The following is a 21,068-nucleotide window of genomic DNA, read 5'->3' as shown; positions in this document are numbered from 1 at the left end:
TATTATCGTCCAAATAGCATAGAAAACCGAGCTTTTTTATAAATTCGCGGTAGAATTTGGCTATTAATGTGCAGGCTATGCTAGCACAGTCTATTAGAATCAGGAGTTGGTATGGAGTTCAGCGTAAAAAGCGGAAGTCCGGAAAAACAACGCAGTGCATGCATTGTGGTGGGCGTATATGAACCGCGCCGTCTTTCCGCCGTGGCAGAACAACTGGATAAAATCAGTGAAGGTTATATTAGTAATTTACTGCGCCGAGGCGATTTAGAAGGAAAATCGGGGCAAACCTTACTGTTACACCATGTACCTAACGTATTAAGCGAACGCGTACTATTAGTTGGCTGTGGCAAAGAGCGTGAACTAGACGAACGTCAATATCGGCAAATTCTTAGTAAAACCATCAGCACGCTAAACGACACAGGTTCGATGGAAGCGGTATGCTTTTTATCTGAGCTACACGTAAAAGGCCGCGATACCTACTGGAAAGTACGTCACGCCGTAGAAACCACACTAGATTGCCTGTATGTATTTGACCGCTTAAAAAGTAAAAAAGACGAAGCCCGGCGCCCACTGCGCAAAATGGTATTTAACGTACCCACTAGGCGCGACCTAAGCATTGGCGAAAAAGCCGTAGAGCACGGTTTAGCCATTGCTGCAGGCATCAAACAGTGTAAAGACGTTAGCAATATGCCACCCAACATCTGCACTCCGCAGTATCTGGCCGAGCAAGCACAGCTGCTGGCGGAGCACTCAAGCAAAGTTAGCGTTGAAATTCTTGGCCCAGAAGAGCTAGCTGCACATGGCATGAATTCTTACTTGGCCGTAGGTCGTGGTTCTATCAACGGCCCTCGTATGGCAGTCATCAAATATAGCGGCGCCGATAACGACAGCGCACCTATAGTACTGGTTGGCAAAGGCCTAACCTTCGACTCCGGCGGCATTAGTTTAAAGCCCGGCGAAGCCATGGACGAAATGAAATACGATATGTGCGGGGCAGCCTCAGTATTTGGCACTATGCACGCGGTGGTTAACTTAAATTTACCGCTTAATATTGTTGCCGTATTAGCCGCAGCAGAAAATATGCCCGATGCTAATGCTTATCGCCCAGGTGACATTTTAACTACTATGTCAGGCCAAACAGTAGAAGTGCTAAACACTGACGCAGAAGGTCGCTTAGTGCTGTGCGACGCACTAACCTATGTTGAACGCTTTGACCCCGAACTGGTGATTGACGTTGCTACCTTAACTGGTGCTTGCGTGGTGGCCTTAGGCAAACATGCTACTGGCTTGCTAAGTAACCATAATCCATTGGCGCATGAAATTTTAAATGCGTCAGAACAAAGTGGCGACCGCGCGTGGCGCTTGCCATTGTGGGATGACTATCAAGATCAATTAGAAAGCCCATTCGCCGACTTTAGTAACTTAGGCGGCCGTGCTGCCGGTACTATCACTGCAGCGTGCTTTTTATCCCGCTTCACCCGTAAATATAACTGGGCACACTTAGACATTGCTGGTACAGCATGGCGTAGTGGCAAAGATAAGGGCGCTACTGGCCGCCCGGTGCCAATGCTTACCCAGTTTTTAATTAATCGGGTTGCGCAGCAACAGGATAATTAATGCAGGTTAGCTTTTATGTCTTAGACAACAGCGCCGAGCAAAATGAGCTGAGCCCAACGCCAGCTCATTTTGCTTTAGCCTGCCAGCTTTGTGCTGACTTGTACCGCGCTAAGCAACGCATTTTCGTTTATACTGCCGACCAACAACAGGCCGAAGCATTTGACGAATTACTCTGGCAATTTGATGCCGAGCGTTTTGTGCCGCATAACCTAAGCGGTGAAGGCCCAAAGTACGGCGCACCAGTAGAAATTAGCTGGCAAGCCCCGAGGCAAAACCGCAATGTGCTAATCAATTTAGCCGACACTGTTCCGGCCTTTGCTAACCGTTTTTCACACATTATCGAATTTGTTCCCGCCGCTGAGCACCTAAAAGTGCAAGCGCGAGAGCGTTTTAAGCAATATCGGCAGCTTGGTATTAATCCGCAAACCATTACCCAGCGCTGAGTACAGGTATAATCATGGAAAAGACGTTTAACCCCAGTGAAATAGAACAAGCCATGTACAACGCATGGGAAGCCAAAGGCTACTTTAAGCCAAGCGGCGATGAAAGCCACGGCAACTACTGCATTATGATCCCGCCGCCAAACGTAACCGGCAGCTTACACATGGGCCACGCTTTTCAGCAAACCATTATGGATGCCCTAACCCGTTACCAGCGCATGCAGGGCAAAAATACGCTATGGCAAGTAGGCACCGACCACGCTGGCATTGCCACGCAAATGGTAGTTGAGCGTAAGCTAGCAGCTGAAGGATTACCTGGGCGGCACCAATTAGGCCGCGCCGCCTTTATTGAAAAAGTCTGGGATTGGAAGGCCGAATCTGGCGGCACTATTACCTCGCAAATGCGCCGTTTAGGTAACTCGGTAGACTGGGAACGCGAACGTTTTACCATGGACGACGGCTTATCTAATGCCGTACAAGAAGTGTTTGTACGCTTATTTGATGACGACCTTATTTACCGTGGTAAGCGCTTAGTAAACTGGGACCCTAAACTGCATACCGCTATTTCCGATTTAGAAGTAGAAAACAAAGAACAAAAAGGCCAGATGTGGCACTTACGCTACCCATTGGCAGATGGCGCAACAACCGCAGATGGCAAAGATTATTTAGTGGTCGCCACCACGCGCCCAGAAACCATGCTTGGTGACACCGGCGTGGCGGTAAATTCAGAAGACGAGCGCTATAAAGCCTTAATTGGCAAAGAAATACTGCTACCGTTAGTAAATCGCCGTATTCCTATTGTGGCTGACGAACACGCCGATATGGAAAAAGGCACTGGCTGCGTAAAAATTACCCCAGCTCATGATTTTAACGATTATGAAGTCGGTAAACGTAACCAACTGCCAATGATTAACATTTTAACGCCCGACGCCACTATTCGCAGCGAAGGCGAGTGTTTTCACCCTAATGGTGAAGCTAATCCAGCATTAACAGCGGCTATCCCTGCCGAATACCAAGGCTTAGACCGTTACGCTGCGCGTAAAGCCATTGTTGCGGCATTTGACGCAGCCGGTTTGTTAGAAAAAGTAGAGGATCATAACAATACGCTGCCGTATGGCGACAGAAGCGGAGTGGTGATTGAACCGCTATTAACCGACCAATGGTATGTACGAGTTGCACCATTGGCTAAAACTGCCACTGAAGCGGTTGAAACTGGTCAAATTGAATTTGTACCCAAGCAATACGAAAACATGTATTACAGTTGGATGCGCGATATTCAAGATTGGTGTATTTCTCGCCAGCTGTGGTGGGGCCATCGCATTCCCGCTTGGTATGACGAAACAGGTAAAGTCTACGTTGGTCGCAGCGAAGCCGAAGTTCGTGCCAAGCATCAACTGGCTGATAGCGTTAACTTACAGCAAGACAACGACGTACTAGACACTTGGTTTAGCTCGGCGCTATGGACCTTTTCTACCTTAGGCTGGCCAGAAAACACCGATGCTCTGCGCACTTTCCACCCGACTAACGTACTAGTAACCGGTTTTGACATTATTTTCTTCTGGGTAGCCCGGATGATTATGATGACCATGCACTTTGTTAAAGACGAAAACGGTAAACCGCAAGTTCCGTTTAAAACCGTGTATGTCACTGGCCTTATTCGCGATGAAAATGGCGATAAAATGTCAAAATCTAAGGGTAACGTGGTTGATCCATTAGACATGATTGACGGTATTACGCTGCCAGACCTACTGGAAAAACGTACCAGCAATATGATGCAGCCACACTTAGCGGAAAAAATTGCTAAGGCAACAGAAAAGCAATTTCCAGACGGTATTACCGCCTGTGGCACTGACGCTTTGCGTTTTACTTTAGCCGCATTAGCCTCTACCGGTCGCGACATTAACTGGGATATGAAACGCTTAGATGGTTACCGTAATTTCTGCAATAAATTATGGAATGCCAGTCGCTATGTATTAATGAATACCGAACAGCAAGATTGTGGTTTTGCCGGTGGCGACATGCAGTTATCCCTTGCCGATAAATGGATATTAGCCCAGTACCAAGGCACGGTGACGCAAGTAAGGCAATATATTGACAGCTACCGCTTTGATTTGGCTGCAACCGCTTTGTACGAGTTTACCTGGAACCAATTCTGCGACTGGTATTTAGAGCTAACTAAACCGGTATTATTTAAAGGCAACGAAGCTCAGCAACGTGCTACCCGCCATACGCTGGTAACAGTACTGGAAAGCCTGCTGCGTTTAATGCACCCGATAATGCCGTTTATCACCGAAACCATCTGGCAAGCGGTGAAGCCGCTGTGTGCTATTACCGCAGACAGCATTATGCTGCAGGCGTATCCTACAGCAGATGAAAGCCTGATTGATGCCACCGCAACTAACGATCTGGAATGGTTAAAAGCAGTGATCACGGCTATCCGTAACGTACGTGGTGAGATGAATATCGCGCCCAGTAAACCGCTGAGCATTTTGCTGCGTAACGTCAGCAGCGAAGAGCAGCGCCGCTTAAACGAAAACCAAAGCTTTCTGATGAACCTGGCTAAGCTGGAAAACATCACCGTGCTGCAAACCGGTGAGCAAGCACCAGCCAGCGCCGCCCAGCTTATCGGCAGCATGGATCTGTTAATCCCGATGGCGGGTTTAATTGATAAAGATGCCGAGCTGAGCCGTATCGCCAAGCAGCTGGAGAAAACCCAGCAAGAGCTATCCCGCGTCGCCGGTAAACTGGCCAACGAAGGCTTTGTGGCCAAAGCGCCGGAAGCGGTATTGGAAAAAGAACGCGCCAAACAGGCTGAACTGGAACAGGCAGTAGCGAAGCTGCAAGCCCAGCAAGCCGAAATCGCCGCGCTGTAAGCCAAGCGAGTTTCTACACGACTACTAAGGCGGCCTGATGGCCGCCTTTTTTATCCGCGTTGTATTGCCAGCAGGTGAACCTGCCTTAACGGTATGCATTTTCACTAACTAATAGTCAAAGCCACGGTTTATCTTACGAAGATGAAAACATAAACCAGATTAATTTCAAAGCGTTATATGAATTATCGCTATGGCGTATTATTTGCAAATCCCTAATTTCTATAACTAAAGGATTGATGTGAATGAAAAAATTCTGTGGATTTGTCATCGTGCTGTTCTCTGCCATAGCCGCACTATGGTTTGTACTGCCTAAGCAGCAAAACGTCAGCCAGAATATAGCCGAGCTGGAGCTGTACTTACCCGCCCTGATGGAAGAGGCCGCTATACCCGGCCTTGCGATTGCGCGGATTAAAAATGGTCAGACGGTATTGCTGCAAACTTATGGCAAAGCCAATATTGAAACCGGCGCGCCGGTAACCAAAGACACCTTATTTAATCTGGCATCGATCAGTAAACCCATCATGGGCCTTGTGCTGCTGCAACTGGTGGATCAGGGTAAGCTCGATTTGGAGCAAAATATTAATAACTACCTGCCATTCAAGGTCGATAATCCCCATACTACAGAGGAAAAAATAACCTTGCGCCATTTGGCCAGCCACTCATCTGGCATTGCCGATTTTTATGACATCAACAGTTATGCAGAAAACCAGGACTCAGCTATCTCCTTAGAGCAACATCTAACCAGCCTGCTGTTAGCTGATGGCAATAATTACCGGCAAGGTGAACATTTTTTGCTGCAGTTACCCGGTGAAAAACGCCAGTACAGTAATTTAGCCGCAGGGCTTGCCGGCTATCTGGTCGAAGCGACGACAGGCATGTCGCTGGCGCAGTATAGTAAAGCTAATTTGTTTCCGGCTTTGGCGATGCCCCATACCAGCTGGTTGCTGCATGATGTAGCCCTGGAAACTGTCGCAGTACCTTATGAAATAGAACAATGTGTGCCTTATTTGTTCCTTTGCGCGGATACGGAGTCGCCACGCCTAAACTACCTGATTAGCCGTTATATTGATCCGCCTGCAAAATACAAAAGCTTTAAACCTTACCCGCATTTCGGTAACCCACAATACCCGGACGGAGGTGTTCGCAGTAGCATCAACGAATTGAGTCAGTTTCTGGTTGCCATACTGAACAATCAGGACAGTGCTGGTCGTCCTTTATTATCAAACGCTACGTATAACGAAATGTTTAGCTTACAACTGCCAGAGTCAGTTTCTGCTAATCAACGTTTTTTCTGGCGAGACAATGAAATGGGCTTAACAGGCCATATGGGTTCAGACTTAGGTGTCTTTACCGCGCTTTATTTTGACCGCAGTAGCAAAGACGGTTTTATTATTCTGATGAACCGGGGTGTAGACGACAAAGCGGCTGCAGCAATGAAGCAGATTGCCACAAAGTTAGTTTGGCTTTAGTTTGCTGATCTGATTTAAGGCAGTATACGTTTTTAGTACCTGCCTTCACATATGCTATCCAGTTTATTCGGGAACTAGCCAGTCTGGCGCTATCTGCTGTAAAAACGGCCGGGTGATACGTGCTGCCTGCCCGGCAAAATCACAGTAGTTTTCTTTTACTGTGTTAGCGTTCATCGCAACCACCAGTTGTAGTTCCGGATACAGTACCAGCCAGCTTTGAGCCCCATCAGATACGCCCCCATGATGGACAAAACTAATGGTTCTGCTCAGTGGATCCTGCTTGTTACAAAATAAGTAATTCTGTGAAAAGTGTCGCCAACCTAAGGCATAAAATTGTTCATTAACTTCGCCATTGCTGAGTTTTTGCGGTGTCCAGAATTCTTGTTGTATCGCTGCAGGGATAAAATCCGCATCAAACCAGGCAGATCCCAATCGAGCCAGATCAGCAGAGCTGGCGATTAAGCCGCCACCAGCCCATTTTTGGCTTAAGTTTACCGGCCAATGTAGTTTGGCATAACCATCGTGGTTAAAATAAAAACTTACCCGGTTCGGTAAAAGCCGGTCAGCATAGTCAGCAGACAACGAACCCAGTTGCAGTGGCTCACTAACTTCTTGTTGCAGATACTGCAAAAAGGGTTGTTGCATAGCACTTTGCAGTACTGCACTGGCCAGATTTACATCAAAAGAGCTGTAATGAAAATCTGTACCCGGACTAAACAACAGCTCACTGTCATCAAACAGTGCCAGAGCATCTATCACATCCGGAAAATTACGTTGCTTTAGTAGGGTTCTAATAGCCCCCATTCTGTCGGTATTTTCGCTATAACCTGGTAAACCAGCGGTATGAGACATCAATTGCCGTAAAGTAAAGTTTTGCCATGCCGGATTAGGCAACTGCGGCATATACTGGCTAATTGGACTATCAAGGTCGATTTCGCCGGCTGCGACTGCTCTGGCTAATGCTGTTGCTGTAACTGCTTTTGACGTACTGCCGATACGAAACTGGCTGTGTACGGTAGCCGCGGTTTGGTTGGCGAGATCAGCATAGCCTGCAGCCCCTACCCAAACTAATTGCCCGCGCCAGGCAACTGCTGCCGTTACTGCTGGTAACTGCTGCTGTTGCTGGGCCAGCACCAGTTCAGCCATAGCCTGCTCAGCGGCATTACCAAAGTCTTGCTGATACACCTCACTTTGCTGCGGCACTTTTTCAGGTAATGCTAGCCAGCCTGAAAACCAGTAACCCGCAAGCACTAATGCGGCAACAAATATAATACCAAGCAGGCTTAACAGTATTTTTTTCATCAATTATGCTCCTAAATTATGTTTTGATTCTGGGTTCAAGGCAAAGCTTCGCCTGCAGGCTTAAACGGCCCGTGTTATCAATTAATATTTTGGAAAGGTTGCTAGAGTTATCGTCGAATCATCAGAGAAGAGCTCCCTGCTGAAGTAAGTAGCCTCTAACCTCTTCGGTAGCAGCCCGATTAAGCGCCGATCTGAGCTCCCGGCCATCCATCAGCGTGGCCTCGACTTTAAGATTAACAATGGCACCTACAGCCACCAGGTATTGCACCATCTGCAGGTCGCCAAGGTAGCTGGCGTTAATCAACGGCGTTTCATCTGCCAGCACCACAGCATTAACATCAGCACCAGCCTGGACTAACTGTTGCGCCAGCTTAAGGTTGCGCCGCTGCACCGCAATAATCAACGCATTGCCATCACCTCTGCTACTGACATTAACATCGGCTCCGCCGCGCAGTAAAATATCTACCAATTCGGTGTTTTCATGGCGTACCGCCACCATCAGTGCGGTTCCTTCGCCGGGCATGGGGTGATTCAGTTGATAACCTTTTGCAATCAACTGCTGCACTTTGGCTACATCCTGCCGCTTAATACTGTCGAGTAATTCATCTAATTGCCCCAGCTGGCTTAGCTTAACCTGGCCGAACTGCTTTGGTAGTTGGGCAACCTGCCATTGCTGCGCCATAGCAAAAGTGATTAGCAGTGTCATAGATATCGCGGTAATCATCACGACAGCCAAAGGGGTTACGTGCTTGCTAGTGCCTTGCAATACATTGTTAATGCGCTGGGCTAGCAGCGGCTGTTGCTGCCATGACATGGCCAGTACTGCCGTGGCAGGGCTTGCTATTTTCTTATTGCAATCAAGTAATGTCTGAGCATACCGGTGGGGCTGCTTTAACCCGGCAACTACAGCAGCATCACAGCTTAGCTCACGATAGCGATTTAACTGTCTGCATAATAGCCGCCAGCATGGGCTCCAACAGCATAGCGTGCCGGCCAGTTGCTGCAGATAAAACGTCAGCAAATCCCGCCGCCGCCAGTGCATCTGTTCGTGCACAATTACATGTTGCAACTGCTCTGCAGATAGGCTACCAAGCCAACTGGCCGGTAACACAATACGTGGATGGCGTAAGCCCAGCAACATAGCGCTAGCAATGCCCGTGTGCTGATATAACGCAGGCGAAGTAGCTTCATAACCCGGTAAAAACAACGGCTCGGCCTGGCGCCATAAAGTGCGGCTAAGCCGGTAACTCTGATAAAAACGATAACCCTGCAGCAAACAACCTAAAGGTAATAGTAACAAAAGCCATACTGGCGGTGACAATAAGTACAGCAATTGCGGGGTTAACGCCCAGCGCTGAGTTATTTCTGTGGTTCGTTCTACTGGATACACTTCGCCAGACAGCAATTGTGTTGTTTGTGCGGACTCTGGCTGCATTGTTGCAAGATCTGTATCGAACAGGCGTGGCTCTGTTTTGTTATCCGAGGTTGGCATTAATATCAGTAAAGGCAATATAAACAGCATAACCGTTAACGCTGTCCACAGGCGCAGCATAAATTGTGGTGCGCTCTGCCATTTACTTTGGCTAAGCCAGTACAGCCAGGGTATAGTAACGGCCGCTAACCCCAGATGAATCAACAGGTAAAACAATAACCAGCTGAATTCAACCATGCTCAGGATTCCTGTTGGTTCTTGTCGGAAGCTAAAAGAGCTTTTGCATCAATTTGTGCCTGAAGATCTTGCTGCAACGCTTCAGGTAATGCTTGTTGTTCTAATAAGTGCTGCGCCAGTAACTCTGGGGAACCAGCAAAAAAACGCTGTAACAATGTGCTTAACGCCTGACTACGAGCTTCTTGTTGTACTGTTATCGCCTGATATACAAAAGCTTTGCCTTGTTTTTCGCATTGCACATGGCCTTTGTCGAGCAAAATACGGCACAAAGTCTGCACTGTAGTATAAGCCACTGCCGATTGCTTGTTTAGCTCAGCAGCAATAGCTTTAACAGAGCAAGGCCCATGCAGCCATAACACCTGCATAATTTTTTGCTCTGCTCCGGTTAACTCTGTTGATTTTTCTCTGGCCATGCCCATCACCTACTAAACAATTAGTTTTAAGTTAGCTGTTCTTTATCAAACTTACAACTAATTATTTAGTTTTTAACGATTCATTCAGCGCCAGCGCTTAAGTTTTGCCAATAAATTACCTTTCGGTTTACTCACTTGCCAGGCACTACCTACTGCAAAGTGGCAAAAGATGTCAGTTGTAGAAAAAATAATTTTTGCTATGATTGCGCGGTATTTCGGCAACTGGCTGACTATACGCTTGCACTGCGTATTTACGCAGTAAAGTCTGGTGTTTAGTGCTTCACTTTTAAGCGCAGCAACGGCTGATAAATGCAAGGAACCGCTCCGTTGACTCTGATTATCTGCTGCAACGGTTCACTTAACTTTTATCCGGCCCGCCGGACTAACTTTGAGAATAATAAATGATGTCAGCAGATACCCTGGTTGAAAGCCTCGTCGATCCTGTTGTAGCTGCGGCCGAAGCGGCCGCTATTGTACCCAGTGCCATCAGTTTAATTCCGCCAGTTGTTGTACTGGCGATCGCTATTTGGTTGAAACGGCCAATATTGGCGTTAGTAGCAGGCGCTATTGCTGGCCTATTATTACTTTCACCTAGCGGCGCGTTAGATAACTTTGCTGAAACCTCGTTGCGCGTAATGCAAGACGAAACCATCGGCTGGTTAATTTTAGTTTGTGGTGGCTTCGGTGCTGTTATTGCCCTACTTGTGCATACCGGTGGTGCTTTTGCCTTTGGCCGTGTAGCTCAGCGCGTGGCAACGGGCCGTAAATCATCATTAATGATGACCTGTTTTCTTGGTGTAGTTATTTTTGTCGACGACTACCTAAATGCGCTAACCGTGGGCGAAACCATGAAGCGTATTACCGATAAGTACAAAGTATCGCGCGAAATGCTGGCCTATGTAGTTGACTCTACCGCTGCCCCTATTTGTGTGCTTATTCCTATTTCTACTTGGGCGGTATTTTTTGGTGGCTTGCTGGTGTCAAACGGCGTAGCACCCGTGGGTGACACTACCGGCATTGCCACCTATATATCGGCTATACCTTATATGCTGTATGCCTGGTTAGCCATGATCATGGTTATTTTGGTTATCCTAGGTGTAGTGCCTTTAGTCGGTCCGATGAAAAAAGCTGAATTAGCCGCACAAAATGCCACGCTAGCACCACAAGATGCGCCTAATTCGTCCACTGCAGCACAAGATACGCATTCTGCCGACGATTTTGCTGTGCAATCCTTTGATCAAGAGTTTGAGCAAGCCGATCGTAAAGGCGGCAAGCTGTATAACTTCTTATTACCGATGATCATGCTAGTGGGTTTTACCGTGTGGTTCGACATCGACGTGTGGAAAGGTTTACTGGTTACGTTATTGCTAACCTTGCCGTTGTATATGGTACAGCGGTTAATGACCATTTCTGAAATGATGGATGTGATGATCCACGGCTTTAAAACCATGCTACCGGCCATTTGTACCGTTATTGCTGCGTTTATCTTTAAAGACGTTTGCGATCAGCTTGGCTTACCGCAGTTTATTATTGATAACCTAGCACCTTATATGAGCGCGCAATTACTGCCAGCCTTGGTGTTTTTGTCAATGGCGATACTAGCTTTTGCTACCGGTTCATCTTGGGGTATTTTTGCTGTATCTATCCCCATTGTTATGCCGTTAGCCTTTGCTGTAGAAGCGAATATACCGCTGGTAATAGGCGCACTACTGTCTGCTAGTTCATTCGGTAGTCAGGCCTGTTTTTACAGTGACTCTACCGTATTAGCGGCCCAGGGTTCAGGATGTAATTTAATGAGCCATGCGTTAACGCAGTTTCCTTATGCGTTTGCCGCAGCGGTAATTGCCTTCTTCGGCTTCTTGGCATTAGCCTAAAACTATACCATCATAAAAAGGCGCGCTATGCGCCTTTTTTGTTCCTGACAAAACTACGCTAAGCTGTTACCTTATATAGCATTATTATGTAGCAGCTACAGCGGAGTGTTTATGCTGACCTTACTCGCTAAAGTTTTAAAAGTGCTCAACTCACAAGCCTCACCGTGGCAAATTGGTTTTGCCATCGCATTAGGGCTATTTGCCGGTATTTTGCCGTTTGGCCTACTTACCTTAATTATAATATTAGTGGTTTGTCTACTAACGATTAACTTAACTACATTTATTGTTACCTGGGGTTTAAGCAGCGGCTTAATGTTGTTATTTGCCTCGCCGTTAGAGCGCCTTACTTGGCAATACGCGCAAAATGATGGGCTACTCAACTTCCTGGCCAATACTGAAAGCCTGCAATTACTGCACTTACACCACACACTAACCTTAGGTGCCTTTGTGCTTGGTGTCGTGTTATTGCTGCCTGTGGCGTGGCTAGGTAAAACACTGGTACAACAATATCGTAGCCATATTATGACCAGCGTTGAGAAATGGAAACTTACCCAGATGCTTAAAGCCAGTAAGCTATTTGCACTGTACGAAAAACTGAATTAAGGAGCGCCGCATGATCCGTAAATCCGGCTGGTTAGTGTTTATTGTTTTTATCGCCGCGTTACTAGCATTAGTGTATGTTTTTGCTGGCCCCGCCATTCGTCTTGGTATGATTTACAGCTTAGAAAAAGCCGTAGGTGCCGAAGTCAATATTGATAAGGTAGCGCTAGAGCTAGCGCCGTTAGCCATTAGAATAAACCATTTACAAATTACCGATGCCGCCAACCCCAGCCATAACAGTTTAAGCTTTGGCCATGCCCACGCAGCGCTAGAAGTATGGCCAGCGCTACTTGGTTATTATGTGGTGAACGATCTTAGCGTTGACGGCCTAGAATACGGCGCTGAGCGAAAAAACCTTGGTAAGGTATACCGCATACCGGGTGAAGATGGCGAAAAGGTCGATATTGCCAAGCTACTACAAGTAGACTTACCCGATGCTAATGAACTCATTGCCCGTGCCAACTTGCAAACGCCAGCCAAAGCCGAAGCGTTAAAACAACTGGCTACAGCGGAGCAACAGCAGTTAAAAGCGCTAAAAGATAACCTGCCAACTAAAGAGCATTTAGCGCAGTATCAAACCGAGATAAAAGCCTTAACTGACAGCAAAATTAGTAACGCTGCCGATTTAGCAACTAAAGCTGGGCAATTACAACAGTTAAAAGATCAGTTAAAAGCAGAGCAAGACAAACTAGCCAGTGCCAAACAGCAACTTGAACAGAGTAAAACAGCCCTAAGCCAAGCGGTTGACGAATTAAAAGCAGCCAGCAAAGCTGACTACGCTAAAGTACAGCAATTAGCCAACATAAAAGATGGTGGCCTTGCTGGTATTAGCCAAATTTTGTTAGGTGATGTTTGGGGCGAACGTATTGCGCAATTAGAAAGTTTATACCTACTGGTTAAACCTTATATACCAGAGCAGCTTAATTTGCCCTCTGGCGAGGCGACTGAACCAGAGCCGGTATTACCTAACCGGATATTACCGTTACCCCACGCGCCCTATCCCGACTTTTGGATCAAAAACGCGAAGGTTAATTGGCTAATTGGCGGTGGCCAAGCCACTATTGCGCTACAAGATATTACCGCGCAGCATGCACTAATTAATGCTGCAACTAAGTTTTCACTTGACGTAAAACAACTACCGCAGCTAGCCGCGTTTAAATTAGATGGCGACTTTGCCATTTTGCAAAAAATGGTTACTAACGTTAACTGGCAACTAGATGGTTTAAATTTACAACCGATGCACTTAGGCAAGGGTGACAACGCATTAGATTTAGCTACCGGTTTAATTAACTCAAGCGGTAAATTAAACCTAACCAATAACCAAATTGCCCAACAAGCTAGCGTAATTTTAAAAGCAGCCGACTTTAGCAGCAGCGGTAATAAGTACCTGCAACAGCTAACAGGCTTGCTAAATCAGCAGCAACAAATTCCACTTAATATTGCCACCACTGGGCTGATTAGCCAGCCAGAGATAAGCATTCGCTCGTCGTTAGATCAGCTGTTAGGTGACGCCTTATTGGGTGAAGCCAAACAAAAAATTGCCGCCTATCAAAGCGAGCTGCAAACTAAGTTAAATAGCCAATTACAAACTGGCTTAGCCGGCCAGCAAGATTGGGCTGCATTGCTAACACAGCAAGATAGCGATTTAAGTGAGGTAAGCAGCCGCATTGAAGAAATGCTCAGCGCCAAGCTAGCTGACGCCAAAGATCAGGTTAAAGACCGACTAAAAGATAAGTTGATGAAAAAGTCTGACGATAACTAAAATTAGGCTGCATAACAGAAAAAACCGCTAAATTAGCGGTTTTTTTAATTTAGAAATACAGTGAAATAATAACTAGGCTTCGTCGCCGTCTTCGTCATCATCTTCATATTCTTCGTCGTCTTCATCGCCTTCAAAATAGGTGCCCCAGCCGTCGTACTCTACTTTGTTTTTATGCGCTAAAGCTTCTAGTTTGATGGCATCGGCAATTATGCTAGCCGCGTCTAACGGTTGCTCACGTATAGCATCAAATACCCAAGCACTATCACCATCTTCAAATTCAACTTCTTCAGCGTCAGTAACTTCATAACCGAGTTTAAATAATTCGACCGCCAGCTTTTCCAGCTTAGCAAAATCTTTATCATAAAAATGGTGCTCTATGGTATACAGCGCATCTGGATCGCTACCATCTTCTAGCAAGGCAGCAATAGTGTCATTAGTAAAATCTTGCCAGTTTTCCATAAAATTACTCTTTAGCTTTAATATTATCGGCAGTGTAATCGTTGCCAAGCTCCGCATCAAGCTGTTGAATTTGGCTTTGCATTTGCTGGTGAATATTTTGCGCAAACTCACGAATATTTTGCTGTTCGCGAATGAAAGTTTGCGGCGGCAGTATTTGCACAATAACCTTGCCATTATTCCAGCGGTTTAACTTAATTTTCTCGTGCGTGCTGCTCATACATACTGGCACTACTGGCACGTTGGCTTCTAGCGCAATATGAAAGGCACCCATTTTAAAGGGTAATAAACCACGGCCATAACTGCGGGTGCCTTCAGGGAACATCCACACTGAAATATTATCACGGCCAATGCGCTCTGCGGCGCCTAGCATAGTACCTAAAGCACGGTTTTTGTTTTGCCGGTCAATCAAAATATTACCACTTAGCCAATATAGCTGACCAAAAAACGGAATAAATTTTAGGCTTTTTTTACCAATAGTTACCGTGCGTGGTTCAACAGCGCCGCTAATGGTAAATAGGTCGAGATTATTTTGGTGATTAGCAATAAACACACAAGGCTGACCAATAAACTCGCCGTTATGGCGGCGCACTTCTACTTCAAGGCCAAAAATCCACGATACCTTACCGTACCACTTAGAAAATATAGCGACGTTATTAGGGTGAAATGGCCGAACCAAACAAATTAATAACCCAGCAATGGTGCTAAAAATAAAAAACAATACCAATAAAATTAATCGTACGACCGCTATCACCAAACTCTCCAATTTACCGCTTTATTCGCCAAGACATTGAAATATTTTAAAAATAATTTTTCGATAATAACTTATGCAGAACCGCATTACTTAAACCAACCGTTGTAGCCCCGGACGGGCGGAAACGAGTCCCCATGGATGGGTTTACGACGTGTTGGTGTAAGTAATTCGGTAGCGCGTTATTATACTGATTTTACTCTGGGTCGCTAGGTTGATCGTTGCTCGTTTCAGCTTGCTGATTAACAATAACATCATCTATGCGCTGTAAACCGCGCGGTAGTTTATTACCGCGGCGACCACGTTCGCCATGGTAATGCGCCAAATCGTCAGCTTTTAGCCCTAGTTTACGTTTACCCGCCACCAACGTTACGCTGCCTGTTACTGGCACTATAGCTAACTGCGTAACAAATTCCTCTCGGCTAGCGGCACGCGCTGAGGGTATCGACATCAGCTTATTACCCTTACCTTTGCTTAACTTAGGTAAATCGGCCACCGGAAACACCAGCATGCGGCCTTCGTTAGAAATACATAAAACTAAGTCAGTATCAGGCTGTTTAACCACCATCGGCGCCAGCACTTTAGCGCCTACCGGTAAGCTTAATAGTGCTTTACCAGCTTTATTGCGGCTTAATAAATCGCTGTATTCAGCGACAAAGCCATAGCCTGCATCACTAGCTAGCAACAGCGCTTGTTTTTCATCACCTAATAATACGTGCTCAAAACTCTCGCCTGCGACTACAGCAAAACGACCACTTAGCGGCTCGCCTTGGCCACGCGCTGAGGGTAACTCGTGTGCTTCGGTAGCAAAACTGCGACCTGACGAGTCAATAAATACCGCAAGTTGGTTAGAACGGCCACTAGCCATGGCTTTATAGGCATCACCGGCTTTATAACTTAGTGCGTTACCATCCACATCATGGCCTTTGGCACAGCGCACCCAGCCTTTTTCGGATAACACTATTGTTACCGGCTCGCTAGGTAATAGCTCTTTTTCACTTAAGGCTTTGGCTTCACCACGCACGACAATTGGGCTTCTGCGCTCATCGCCGTATTTTTCTGCGTCGGCCATTAACTCGTCACGAATAAGTTTGGTTAGCTTTTTCTCTGAGCCTAAAATGCCTTGAAGCTTGTCTCGCTCTTTGGCTAGCGCATCTTGCTCGCCACGAATTTTCATCTCTTCTAATTTGGCTAAGTGGCGTAGCTTTAGCTCTAAAATAGATTCAGCTTGGCGTTCGGTAACACCAAAAAAGGCAATTAATTCAGCTTTGGGTTCGTCAAAGGTACGAATAATACGGATCACATCGTCGATATTTAAGAAGGCGATTAATAAACCTTCTAACACATGCAAGCGATCGAGTACTTTATCTAAGCGGTGCTGCAAACGACGGCGCACGGTGTCACGGCGAAACACCAGCCATTCGCTAAGTATTTCTAATAGGTTTTTAACCCGTGGTCGATTGTCTAAACCGAGAATATTAATATTAACCCGATAGCTGCGTTCTAAGTCAGTAGTGGCAAATAAGTGCTGCATTAATTGCTCAACATCAATGCGGTTTGAACGCGGCACTATAACAATACGTGTGGGGTTTTCGTGATCAGACTCGTCGCGTAAATCGCTAACCATTGGCAGTTTTTTTGCCTGCATTTGGCCAGCAATTTGTTCTAATATTTTTGCCCCAGACGTTTGATGCGGTAGCGCGGTAATAACAATGTCGCCGTCTTCTTGCTGATAAAGAGCGCGCATTTTTACGCTACCACGGCCAGTTTCATAAATAGCCGCTAGCTCGTGTGCTGGGCTAATAATTTCGGCATCGGTGGGGTAATCTGGCCCTTTTACATACTGCATTAAATCGCTAACGCTGCTTTGCGGGTTATCAAGTAGTGCCGCACAGGCATAGGCAACTTCGCGGGCGTTATGTGGCGGAATATCCGTCGCCATACCCACAGCAATACCAGTAATGCCGTTAAGCATAATATGCGGCAACCGCGCCGGCAGTACTTTGGGCTCTTCTAAGGTACCGTCAAAATTAGGTAGCCAATCGGTAGTGCCTGCGCCAAGTTCAGATAATAGCACCTCGGCAAAACGCGATAATTTGGCCTCGGTATAACGCATAGCGGCAAACGATTTTGGATCATCCGGCGCACCCCAGTTACCTTGCCCGTCAACCAGCGGATAACGATAAGAAAACGGCTGGGCCATTAATACCATAGCTTCGTAACAGGCGAAGTCACCATGCGGGTGAAACTTACCTAGCACGTCACCGACAGTACGGGCAGATTTTTTAAATTTGGCTAAATGCGATAAACCCAACTCAGACATGGCGTAAATAATGCGTCGCTGTACCGGTTTTAACCCATCGCCAATATGCGGCAATGCTCGGTCCATAATGACGTACATGGAGTAGTTTAAGTAAGCTTCTTCAGTAAAACGACGCAGCGGTAACTGCTCTACGCCATCATATGAGATTACGGTTTCTGTCATAACTTATCCTGTCTGTCTGGGTGCATTGTCGCTAATGGCCGTATTTTTTGTTTTGCTAATGCGTATTTGCCACAGTAATAACAGCATTAATATTACGCAGCTACAACTTAAAATGGCTAGCCAGATGAGTTGCAACTGACTACTGCGCTCTACTTGTGTTAATTGTTTGGCTTGTTGTTCATTTTCTTGTTGTAGCAAGCGTTTTTTTTCGAGCTGATGTTCAATATCAAACTCGGTTTTAAGCTGCTGTAATGCTAAGTCACTTTCATGGTTTTGTACGCTTTTAACTACGCTGATATAGGGTATTAGCTGCTGATAGGCCTGTTGATATTCGCCTTGTTGTGCCAGTAGCTCCGCTTTTAGATACCACACGTTAAGCCGTGCTGGGCTATCTTCAGCCACACCCTCTGCGGTCATATTTTGCTCTGCCAGCATAACTTGCTGCAATGCCAACGAGGTTTGCTTTAATGTGTTTAAAATTAACGCTTTCTCATAATGATGTGTAAAAACATGGGCGGTTGATTGCTGTAAGGCTAAATATTGCTCGGCTTTATCAACATAAGCTAACGCCGCCTCGCTGCTACCCATATTGCTACTGGTAATAGCTAGGCCTAAGTACGCATGGTATAAATTTACGCTATCGTTTATCTGCAAACATTTTTGGAGCATTTTATTATATGTGTTTAGCGCTTTTTGATGTTGGCCCTGATAACCATAAGTACGGGCCAAATTAAATAGTACGGTTATTTGTTTGGCATGCCAGCCTAGCTGTTCAAATAGCTCTAGGCCTTTATTTAGTAAGTCTATCGCTTCGTTATCGTAAGCCAGTGACGCATACAGCAGCCCAAGCTCAGCATTCACTTCAGCCAATAACGGAACATCATTTAACCGCTGCGCTTGCTGATAAGTGGCTTGTAACAGCGCTAGCGCGCGTTGCTCTTGGTTTTGATTATTAAACGTGGCCGCTAAATTCACTTGCCCATACAACACTTGAACTTCGTCATCTAATAAGGTGGCTAGGCTAATACCTTGCTGATAATACTGCTGCGCAGCTTGATAATTAGCTTGCATTTCAAAAGCGAAACCAAGCTGATACCACAGCTGCACTTTAAGCACGGATTGCTGATCACCAAGTATCTTTAGCCCTTGTTCCGCCGCTTGCTGCTGATCTTGATGCCGCGCTAACACATTAAATAACTCGGCTTGTTGATAATACCAATTTGCTTGCTGTTGTAGTGGCAAGTTAGCAATATCGGCCTGATGCTGTTGCAATAGCGCCAGCATAGCTTCAGGCTGCTGACGCTTTTGCGCCGCTACCTGCGCTAACCAATCAGGTAATTCAGACGAGCTCGCCGCTGCGGGGCTTAACCACAGAGCATAGCTGAGCACCAGTACAGCAAAATACTTAATCACGGCATTAGCACCCTAAATTCACTATTATTACACCGTAATTGCGGCTTTATCGCCTTTTTGTTCTAGCCATTCGCGCCGATCAGTAGCGCGTTTTTTCGCTAGCAGCATGTCCATTAGTTCGATGGTTTGCGCCACATCATCTATAGTTAGCTGCACTAAACGTCGGGTATTAGGGTCCATCGTAGTTTCACGTAGTTGTAATGGGTTCATTTCACCCAAGCCTTTAAAGCGCTGTACGTTTACTTTACCGCGTTTTTTCTCGGCTTCAATTCGGTCGATAATGCCGTTTTTCTCGCTTTCATCCAGTGCGTAATACACCTCTTTACCAATATCAATCCGGTACAATGGCGGCATGGCGACATAAACGTGTCCGGCTTCAACTAGGCTGCGAAAATGGCGCATAAACAGCGCGCATAATAAGGTAGCTATATGCAAACCGTCAGAGTCGGCATCGGCTAAAATACAGACTTTACCGTAACGCAGCGTGGTTAAATCGGCGCTATCTGGGTCAATACCAATAGCGACAGAAATATCGTGCACTTCTTGTGAGGCCAGAATTTGCCCTGAATCTACCTCCCAGGTATTGAGTATTTTTCCGCGCAGCGGCATAACCGCTTGAAATTGCCGGTCACGTGCTTGTTTAGCACTGCCACCTGCCGAGTCACCTTCGACTAAAAACAGTTCTGTTTGATTAAGATCTTGCATTGAACAGTCGGCTAATTTGCCGGGTAACGCTGGGCCCGAGGTGATTTTTTTGCGAATAACTTTTTTCGCTGCTTTAAGCCGTTTAGTGGCATTATTAATACAAAAATCAGCCAGCGTTTCGGCAATATCGGTATGTTCGTTTAACCACAAGCTAAAGGCATCTTTTACTGTGCCGGAAACAAAGGCTGCAGACTGACGTGACGACAAACGCTCTTTAGTTTGCCCAGCAAACTGCGGGTCTTGCATTTTTAACGACAGGATATACGCGCAGCGATCCCAAATGTCTTCCGCCGACAATTTAATGCCGCGTGGTAGTAAATTTCTAAATTCACAAAATTCGCGTAGTGCATCTAACAAGCCTTGGCGTAAACCATTAACATGCGTACCACCTTGCGCGGTGGGTATCAGGTTAACATAGCTTTCCGTTACTAACTCGCCGCCTTCAGGTAGCCATAACAGCGCCCATTCTACTGTTTCAGTAACCGCACTATAGCTGCCAACAAACGGCTGTTCAGGTAAGCAAATATAGTCTTTTACCGACTCGGCCAAATAATCTTTAATACCTGCCTGATAGCACCATTGGTATTGCTGTTGGTTTATTTTGTCATCAAAGCTAACCGTTAAACCTGGGCATAATACGGCTTTGGCTTTTAATACATGCAATAAGCGGCTGACAGAAAATTTTGGTGAGTCAAAATAAGACGCGGTAGGCCAAAACCGCACGCGGGTGCCGGTGTTACGTTTACCTACAGTGCCGGTAATACTTAACTCAGACACTTTTTGTCCGTGTTCAAACGCCATTTCGTAAATATTGCCATCGCGACGTATGGTAACGTCTACTCGATTAGACAAGGCGTTAACGACCGATATGCCCACACCATGCAAACCACCAGAGAACTGATAGCTTTTGTTGGAAAACTTACCACCAGCATGCAAGCGACAAAAAATAAGCTCAACGCCACTTACACCCTCTTCTGGGTGAATATCTACCGGCATACCACGGCCGTTATCAATAACTTCGAGCGACTGATCGTCATGCAAAATAACCTGTACCGTATCAGCATGGCCGGCTAAGGCTTCATCCACGCTGTTATCAATAACCTCTTGACCCATATGGTTAGGCCTTGTGGTATCGGTATACATTCCGGGGCGTCGCTGCACGGGTTCAAGCCCGGTCAGCACTTCAATCGAATCGGCATTATACTGTTGTGATGTCATAGTCTCGGTCACTGGCGGATA

General features: G+C 46.2%; 15 protein-coding genes. 7 read left to right on the top strand and 8 right to left on the bottom strand.

Translation table 11 applies throughout. The features are described from left to right. The first annotated feature begins 111 nt into the window (after nucleotides 1–111). The 4 genes from pepA to MN199_RS00940 all read left to right on the top strand — a co-directional run bounded on the left by pepA (nucleotide 112) and on the right by MN199_RS00940 (nucleotide 6,399). Nucleotides 112–1,617, top strand: a complete 1,506-nt coding sequence (gene pepA / locus MN199_RS00955; RefSeq protein WP_132581440.1) for a leucyl aminopeptidase — start codon at nucleotides 112–114, stop codon at nucleotides 1,615–1,617. Next, the gene (locus tag MN199_RS00950; protein ID WP_132581438.1) at nucleotides 1,617–2,060 is read left to right on the top strand and encodes a DNA polymerase III subunit chi; all 444 of its coding nucleotides are present in this window, start codon (nucleotides 1,617–1,619) and stop codon (nucleotides 2,058–2,060) included. The genes pepA and MN199_RS00950 overlap by 1 nt, the downstream gene beginning before the upstream one ends. Before the next feature lie 14 nt (nucleotides 2,061–2,074). Further along, nucleotides 2,075–4,930 carry a valine--tRNA ligase gene (locus tag MN199_RS00945; RefSeq protein WP_335738117.1) on the top strand — a complete coding sequence of 952 codons (2,856 nt, stop codon included), beginning with the start codon at nucleotides 2,075–2,077 and terminating at the stop codon, nucleotides 4,928–4,930. 242 nt (nucleotides 4,931–5,172) lie between these two features. Next, nucleotides 5,173–6,399, top strand: a complete 1,227-nt coding sequence (locus MN199_RS00940) for a serine hydrolase domain-containing protein (protein WP_335738116.1) — start codon at nucleotides 5,173–5,175, stop codon at nucleotides 6,397–6,399. Nucleotides 6,400–6,462: 63 nt separating this feature from the next. Here the strand turns inward: MN199_RS00940 and MN199_RS00935 are convergent, their stop codons facing one another. The 3 genes from MN199_RS00935 to MN199_RS00925 all read right to left on the bottom strand — a co-directional run bounded on the left by MN199_RS00935 (nucleotide 6,463) and on the right by MN199_RS00925 (nucleotide 9,783). Further along, nucleotides 6,463–7,701, bottom strand: coding sequence for a serine hydrolase domain-containing protein (locus tag MN199_RS00935; protein WP_335738115.1), 1,239 nt, complete (start codon nucleotides 7,699–7,701; stop codon nucleotides 6,463–6,465). 121 nt (nucleotides 7,702–7,822) lie between these two features. Beyond that, nucleotides 7,823–9,370, bottom strand: a complete 1,548-nt coding sequence (locus MN199_RS00930; protein WP_335738114.1) for a M56 family metallopeptidase — start codon at nucleotides 9,368–9,370, stop codon at nucleotides 7,823–7,825. Nucleotides 9,371–9,372: 2 nt separating this feature from the next. Next, nucleotides 9,373–9,783 (bottom strand): BlaI/MecI/CopY family transcriptional regulator, encoded by a 411-nt coding sequence (locus MN199_RS00925; protein ID WP_335738113.1) that lies wholly within the window; start codon nucleotides 9,781–9,783, stop codon nucleotides 9,373–9,375. Nucleotides 9,784–10,184: 401 nt separating this feature from the next. Here MN199_RS00925 and MN199_RS00920 point away from each other — a divergent pair, with 401 nt between their 5' ends. The 3 genes from MN199_RS00920 to MN199_RS00910 all read left to right on the top strand — a co-directional run bounded on the left by MN199_RS00920 (nucleotide 10,185) and on the right by MN199_RS00910 (nucleotide 14,019). Then, on the top strand, nucleotides 10,185–11,657 hold the full coding sequence (locus tag MN199_RS00920; RefSeq protein WP_335738112.1) for a Na+/H+ antiporter NhaC family protein: 1,473 nt from the start codon (nucleotides 10,185–10,187) through the stop codon (nucleotides 11,655–11,657). Between the two features lie 111 nt (nucleotides 11,658–11,768). Next, entirely contained in the window at nucleotides 11,769–12,260 is a 492-nt protein-coding gene (locus MN199_RS00915) for a TIGR03546 family protein (protein WP_132581432.1), read from the top strand. A gap of 10 nt (nucleotides 12,261–12,270) precedes the next feature. Then, complete coding sequence (locus MN199_RS00910) at nucleotides 12,271–14,019, top strand: TIGR03545 family protein (protein WP_335738111.1); 1,749 nt, start codon at nucleotides 12,271–12,273, stop codon at nucleotides 14,017–14,019. Nucleotides 14,020–14,091: 72 nt separating this feature from the next. On the opposite strand, the gene rraB is transcribed toward MN199_RS00910, so the two are convergent. The 5 genes from rraB to parE all read right to left on the bottom strand — a co-directional run bounded on the left by rraB (nucleotide 14,092) and on the right by parE (nucleotide 21,047). Next, complete coding sequence (gene rraB, locus MN199_RS00905) at nucleotides 14,092–14,478, bottom strand: ribonuclease E inhibitor RraB (RefSeq protein WP_335738110.1); 387 nt, start codon at nucleotides 14,476–14,478, stop codon at nucleotides 14,092–14,094. 4 nt (nucleotides 14,479–14,482) lie between these two features. After that, entirely contained in the window at nucleotides 14,483–15,229 is a 747-nt protein-coding gene (locus MN199_RS00900; RefSeq protein WP_335738109.1) for a 1-acylglycerol-3-phosphate O-acyltransferase, read from the bottom strand. A 193-nt stretch (nucleotides 15,230–15,422) separates the two neighbouring features. Continuing rightward, on the bottom strand, nucleotides 15,423–17,711 hold the full coding sequence (gene parC, locus MN199_RS00895) for a DNA topoisomerase IV subunit A (protein WP_335738108.1): 2,289 nt from the start codon (nucleotides 17,709–17,711) through the stop codon (nucleotides 15,423–15,425). Nucleotides 17,712–17,714: 3 nt separating this feature from the next. Next, complete coding sequence (locus tag MN199_RS00890) at nucleotides 17,715–19,124, bottom strand: tetratricopeptide repeat protein (RefSeq protein WP_335738107.1); 1,410 nt, start codon at nucleotides 19,122–19,124, stop codon at nucleotides 17,715–17,717. A gap of 27 nt (nucleotides 19,125–19,151) precedes the next feature. Then, entirely contained in the window at nucleotides 19,152–21,047 is a 1,896-nt protein-coding gene (gene parE, locus MN199_RS00885) for a DNA topoisomerase IV subunit B (protein WP_335738106.1), read from the bottom strand. Nucleotides 21,048–21,068: the final 21 nt, after the last annotated feature.

The organism is Rheinheimera metallidurans, from assembly GCF_036983985.1.
In the GTDB taxonomy this organism is placed as follows: Bacteria; Pseudomonadota; Gammaproteobacteria; order Enterobacterales; family Alteromonadaceae; genus Alishewanella; species Alishewanella metallidurans.
The sequence above is the reverse complement of the archived record's forward strand: the minus strand, read 5'-3'. Positions and strand labels throughout refer to the sequence as shown.